At 71.8% G+C, this 5,931-nt stretch carries 7 protein-coding genes; 4 read left to right on the forward strand and 3 right to left on the reverse strand.

The genetic code is table 11. The features are described from left to right. Together FNH09_RS43690 and FNH09_RS43695 are read right to left on the reverse strand one after the other, a co-directional pair. Nucleotides 1–648 (reverse strand): phosphatase PAP2 family protein (locus FNH09_RS43690; protein WP_162469995.1); only part of this gene is annotated, 648 nt, incomplete at its 3' end. A gap of 46 nt (nt 649–694) precedes the next feature. After that, on the reverse strand, nt 695–1,465 hold the full coding sequence (locus FNH09_RS43695; protein WP_152895427.1) for a DedA family protein: 771 nt from the start codon (nt 1,463–1,465) through the stop codon (nt 695–697). Nucleotides 1,466–1,598: 133 nt separating this feature from the next. On the opposite strand from FNH09_RS43695, the gene FNH09_RS43700 reads away from it, so the two are divergent. From FNH09_RS43700 to FNH09_RS46925, 4 genes are all read left to right on the forward strand, one after another. Continuing rightward, nucleotides 1,599–1,970 carry a BlaI/MecI/CopY family transcriptional regulator gene (locus FNH09_RS43700; protein ID WP_152895428.1) on the forward strand — a complete coding sequence of 124 codons (372 nt, stop codon included), beginning with the start codon at nt 1,599–1,601 and terminating at the stop codon, nt 1,968–1,970. Then, complete coding sequence (locus tag FNH09_RS43705; protein ID WP_162469996.1) at nt 1,967–2,899, forward strand: M48 family metalloprotease; 933 nt, start codon at nt 1,967–1,969, stop codon at nt 2,897–2,899. Before FNH09_RS43700 ends, FNH09_RS43705 begins: the two co-directional genes overlap by 4 nt. Nucleotides 2,900–2,998: 99 nt before the next feature. Continuing rightward, nucleotides 2,999–4,456, forward strand: coding sequence for a catalase (locus FNH09_RS43710; protein ID WP_152895429.1), 1,458 nt, complete (start codon nt 2,999–3,001; stop codon nt 4,454–4,456). A 52-nt stretch (nt 4,457–4,508) separates the two neighbouring features. Further along, nucleotides 4,509–4,679, forward strand: a complete 171-nt coding sequence (locus FNH09_RS46925) for a hypothetical protein (protein ID WP_156110862.1) — start codon at nt 4,509–4,511, stop codon at nt 4,677–4,679. 192 nt (nt 4,680–4,871) lie between these two features. Here the strand turns inward: FNH09_RS46925 and FNH09_RS43715 are convergent, their stop codons facing one another. Next, a complete protein-coding gene (locus FNH09_RS43715) occupies nt 4,872–5,885 on the reverse strand; it encodes a CorA family divalent cation transporter (RefSeq protein ID WP_162469997.1) in 1,014 nt (337 codons plus the stop codon). Nucleotides 5,886–5,931 lie beyond the last annotated feature (46 nt).

Below are 5,931 nucleotides of genomic sequence, written 5' to 3' on the forward strand. Positions count from 1 at the left end.
GGTGAGGAAGCCGGCGGGCAGCCACCGCGACATCGCGCACACGCACAGTCCGAGCCAGCCCAGCCCGAACAGCCAGCCGCCGACGACGTCGGTGAACCAGTGGACGCCGAGGTAGACACGGGTCAGGCCGACCAGTACACCCCAGCAGCCGACGGCGAGGCGCAGCGCGGTGCCGCCGCGTGGGGCGTTCACGGTCAGCGCGAGTATCAGCAGTCCGGCCGTCAGTGTCGCCGTGGTGGCGTGGCCGGAGGGGAAGGCCCAGCCCGAGGCGTGCGTCGCCCAGTCCTGCCGCGGCGGTCGCGGCCGGTGCACCAGGACCATCACGGTGTAGCGCAGCAGCTGGCCCGAGGCGAGACAGCCGACGGCGAGCGCGACGCCGGTCAGCCGCTGCCGCGGGGTGCGTCCGACGAGCACCCCGGCCAGCGCGGCGAGCAGGTACGCGATCACGCCGGTCCCGGTGGCGGTCAGCGCGCGGGCGGCGGCCACGGCCACCTCCGGGCGGTGGGCCAGCGACCAGGCGTGCAGCGCGTCGTCCAGGAACAGCGGGGCGCCGCCGGCGCCGACGACGGCCAGGGTCAGCAGGCCGAACGCGGTCCAGGCGCCGAGCCCCACGCTGCCCGACAGCTCGGTGACGTCCGCGCGCCTCACGACACGGCCTCCGGCATACGGACCCGGAGGAGCGGGGCCGGGCCCATCAGCGCTCCGTCGCCTTCGCGCCGGTCCGTCCGCCCGCCGAACCGTCCGCCGAACCGTCCGCCGAACCGTCGGCGCGCGCGTCCCGCGTACCGTTCGTCCGCCCGTCCTTCGTACCGTTCGTCCGCGCGGCCCGCCGGCTGCGGTACAGCTCCGCGGCGAGCGGGAGCAGCGACACCGCGACGATCAGCGCCACCAGCGGGAGCAGGTAGTGGTCGACGTTCGGGACCGAGGATCCGAGCGCGTATCCCGCGAGGGTCAGGCCCAGCGTCCAGATCAGCCCGCCGATCACCTGCCACACGGTGAAGACCCGCCCCGGCACGTTCAGCGCGCCGGCCATCGGGTTGAGCACGGTCCGCACCACCGGCACGAATCTGGCCAGCAGGATCGCCTTCGCGTACCCGTACCGCTCCAGCAGTTCCTCCGCGCGGTCGGCGCCCTCGCGCAGCCGCGCCGAACGGGTGCGGGCCAGCAGGGTCCCGCCCGCCTTCCGGCCGAGCAGATAGCCGACCTGGGAACCGGCCAGCGCACCCACCGCCGCGACCACCAGCAGCGGCCCCAGCGACAGCTTCACCCCGCGGTCGGCGCTGCCGGTGCACAGCAGGCCCGCGGTGAACAGCAGGGAGTCGCCGGGCAGGAAGAAGCCGATCAGCAGCCCCGTCTCGGCGAACAGCACCACGCCTACGCCGAGCACCCCGAAGGCGGCCAGCAGCGACCGTGCGTCGAGCACGTTGACAGCGAGCTGCGACGATAGGTGCAGTGAGGTGGTCATCGACGCGAGGCCTTCCAGTGGGTGACAGCGGGAAACGACTGCTTGTACAACCGCGTGAACAACTGCTCGATTGACTACAATCATGTAGACGGTCTACGACACTGTAGACGAATGTGGGGGGAGGATCGTTCCCATGACCGAAGCCAAGGACGAACGTCGGCCGGCGGGTGAGCTGGAGGCCGCCGTCATGGCCGTGCTGTGGGCCGCGGACCTGCCGCTCACGGCGGCGCAGGTACAACTCGACCTCGACTCCGGCCTGGCCCGTACGACCGTGACGACGATCCTCACCAGACTGCACGAGAAGGGCGTCGTGCAGCGGGAGCGGCAGGGCCGCGGCTTCGCGTACCACCCGGCCCAGGACGCCCAGGGCCTGACCGCCCGCAGGATGCACACCGAGCTCGACCGCGACAGCGACCGCGAGACGGTCCTGGCCCGCTTCGTCGCCCAGCTCGGCCCGGACGACGAACGCGTGCTGCGCCAGCTCCTGGAGGCGGACGAGGCGTGAACGTCATCCTGCTGGTCGTCCCCCTGCTGCTGCCCTTCGCGGCGCCGCCGCTGGTCCGGCGCGCACTGGAGGGCGCGCGCCCCGTGGTCGCGCTGTGGACCCTCACCGTCTGTGCCCTGGTGCTCGCAGGCGCCTGCGTGGCCTCGCTGGGCGCCCTGCTCCTGACCGGACTGCTCCGGGTGCCCGCCCTCGCCGCGCTCGGCGAACTGGTCCACCCGCTGAACGCCCCCTCCGGCCTCGTCGTCGTCCCCGCCGCCGCGCTGGCCACCGGCGCGCTGACCCTCGGCGCCGTCACGCTCGTACGCTCCGCGCTGCGCCAGTCCAGGGCGTTCCGCGTCGCCCGCCGACAGGCCGACCGGCGCCCCGCCGCGGGCGACCTCTGCGTGGTCGACTCTCCGCACCCGGACGCCTACGCCCTGCCCGGCCGCCCGCACCGCATCGTCGTCACCACCGCGATGCTGCGCAGCCTGGGCCCCAGGGAGCGCGACGCCCTCTTCGCCCACGAGCGCGCGCACAACGCCGGCGGACACCACTACTTCCTCGCCGCCGCCGAACTCGCCGCGCACTGCCATCCCGCGCTGCGCCCGGCCCGCGAGGCGATCCGGCTGGCCGCCGAGCGCGCCGCCGACGAGGCCGCCGCGCGCGCGGTCGGCGACCGGCGCCTGACCGCCCACGCCATCGCGCGCGCCGCCCTGGCGGGCCACGCCGCCTCCTCGCCCCGCCCGGACTTCGCGGCCGCGGCGACGACCGGCCCCGTCCCGCAGCGGGTCGCCGCCCTGCTCACCCCGCCCGGCCGCCCCTCCCGGGTGCCGCACCGCATCGTCCTCCTCCTGGCCGCCTGCGCGCTGCTGTCCGGCACCGCGGCCTCGGCCGGCGTCCTGGACTTCCACCACGAGATCGAGATCGCCCAGGGCGAAGCGCCCCGCTGACCGGGGTTTCGGTGAGAAGGGGCGCGCAGGACGTTTGACGCTGCCTCCCGGGGTCACGCGCCTTATGGGGCCCACGAACCCGGTGGAAGGAGGAGCGTCATGACCGAGATCCACACCACGACCGACTCGGGCGCACCGGCGGAGAGCGACGAACACTCACTGACCGTCGGCCCCGGCGGCCCGATCCTGTTGCAGGACGCCTATCTGATCGAGCAGATGGCGCAGTTCAACCGGGAGCGCATACCCGAGCGCCAGCCGCACGCGAAGGGAAGCGGCGCGTTCGGCCATTTCGAGGTGACGCACGACGTGAGCCGCTACACCAAGGCGGCCGTGTTCCAGCCGGGCACGCGCACCGACCTGGTGATCCGGTTCTCGACCGTGGCGGGGGAACGGGGCAGCCCGGACACCTGGCGCGACCCGCGCGGCTTCGCGGTGAAGTTCTACACCAGCGAGGGCAATTACGACATGGTCGGCAACAACACGCCGGTCTTCTTCGTCAAGGACCCGATGAAGTTCCAGCACTTCATCCGGTCCCAGAAGCGCCGCGCGGACAACAATCTGCGCGACCACGACATGCAGTGGGACTTCTGGACGCTCTCACCGGAGTCCGCCCACCAGGTCACCTGGCTGATGGGGGACCGGGGCGTCCCGCGCACTTGGCGGCACATGAACGGCTACTCGTCGCACACATACATGTGGATCAACGCCGACGGCGAGCGGTTCTGGGTGAAGTACCACTTCAAGACGGACCAGGGCATCGAGTTCTTCACCCAGCACGAGGCCGACCGGATGGCAGCCGTCGACACGGATTACCACACGCGTGACCTCTTCGAACACATCCGTGACGGGGACTTCCCCAGCTGGACCCTGCACATGCAGGTCATGCCGTACGAGGACGCCGCGGGCTACCGGTTCAACCCCTTCGACCTCACCAAGGTGTGGCCGCACGGCGACTACCCGCTCATCCCGGTCGGCCGGATGACGCTCGACCGCAACCCGACCGACCACCACGCCGAGATCGAGCAGGCGGCCTTCCAGCCGAACAACCTCGTCCCCGGCATCGGGCCGAGCCCGGACCGGATGCTGCTGGCCCGGCTGTTCTCGTACGCGGACGCCCACCGCCACCGGATCGGCGGCAACTACCAGCAGCTTCCCGTCAACGCACCCGTCGTCGACGTCCACACCTACTCCAAGGACGGCGCGATGGCCTACCGGAAGACGACCGACCCCGTCTACGCCCCGAACTCCAAGGGCGGCCCGGCCGCCGACACGGCCCGTTACGGGAGCCCGCCCAGCTGGGCGGCGGACGGCGAGATCACCCGTGCCGCCTACGTCTCCCACCCGCAGGACGACGACTGGGGGCAGCCCGGCACCCTGGTGCGCGAGGTGATGGACGACGCGGCCCGCGACCGCCTGGTCGACAACGTCGTCGGGCACCTGCTCGACGGGGTGAGCGAGCCCGTCCTCGAACGCGCCTTCACCTACTGGTCGAACATCGACGAGACCATCGGCAAGCGCATCGCCGACGGCGTGCGGGCGAAGGCCGACAAGGCCTAGCACCTCATGCCCGGCACCTCACGGAGATCAGCGGTCCCGAGAGGAGAATCCCATGAAGACCCCCGACAGGCGCGAGACACATCGGGTCGACGAGGAGACCCGGGAACGGTCCGCCGAGCAGCACAACGTCACCGCACCCACACCGCGTGACGTGCGGGAGAAGGCCGAGCGGAAGGCCGGGCACGACACCGAGCCCGACGTCCCGGCCGAGAACCCCTCCTGACCGGCGCACGATGCCCACCGGTCGACCGCGACCGGCTGCCGGGCCAAGTACTCCAGGGGGGGCAGTCCGCGGCCTGCGGCCATCCGCTGTCACGGTCAGCCACCTGAACGGTCAGCCACCTGAACCACGGCGACGGGCGGCAGGACCGGCTGATCTGCCGCGCCGGGCATGGAGGCCCTCGTCGGCCTTGGCTCAGAGCCAGTGCTTCCGCTTGAAGACGAAGTACAGGCTGGTGCACACGACCGCCATCAGGACGATCGCGAAGGGGTATCCGAACACCCAGTGCAGCTCGGGCATGTGGCTGAAGTTCATGCCGTAGATCGTGCCCACCAGGGTCGGGGCGAACAGGATGGCCGCCCACGAGGAGATCTTCTTGATCTCCTCGTTCTGCTCGAAGCCCGCCTCCGCCAACGCCCGCATCTCCGCGTTCTGTTGCTGGGTGACCAGGGTCGCGTTCACCGTGAGGATGTCCTGGAGGGCCTGGCGGAAGCTGTCGACGCGTTCGCTGGTGTGCGTGACGTGGTCGGCCACGTCACGGAGATAGCGCTGGAGTTCCTCGTCCGTGCCGTACTTGGCGAAGCCGGCCATCAGACCGTGCAGCATGCCGACGAGCGGGCGGGTGGCGCGCTGGAACTCGACCATCTCGCGGGAGAGTTCGTAGATCCGGCGGGAGACCTCGGGGTCGCCGCGGAAGACCTCCGTCTCGATCTCGTCGATGTCGTTCTGGACCCCGGCGACGACCGGGGCGTAGCCGTCGACCACCGCGTCGAGGATGGCGTACAGCACCGCCTCGGGGCCGAGTTTCAGCAGGTCGGGGCTGTCCTCCATCCGGCGGCGGACCGCGGAGAGGTCCGGGGCGGCGCCATGGCGGACCGTGATGACGAAGTCGGGGCCGACGAAGACGTGCAGTTCGCCGAAGTCGACCTCCTCGGGTGCGTCGAGGTAGCGGGCGGCGCGCAGGACGACGAACAGGGTGTCGCCGTAGCGCTCCAGCTTCGGCCGCTGATGGGCCTCCAGGGCGTCCTCGACGGAGAGCGGATGGAGGTCGAACTCCGAGGCCAGCGAGAGCAGTTCGCCCTCGGTCGGGCGGGCGAGGCCGATCCACGCCATGCCGGACGGCTGCTCGCGCAGCTCCCGGAAGGTCTCCGCCAGCGAGCCGGGGGAGGAGACCCGGACGCCGTCGCGGTACAGGGCCGCCTCGACGATGCTGCCCGCCTCGGCGGGGCCCGGCCCGGGGCCCGGGGGGAGGGTG

The sequence above is a fragment of the Streptomyces adustus genome (assembly GCF_009377175.1).
Classification (GTDB): domain Bacteria; phylum Actinomycetota; class Actinomycetes; order Streptomycetales; family Streptomycetaceae; genus Streptomyces; species Streptomyces adustus.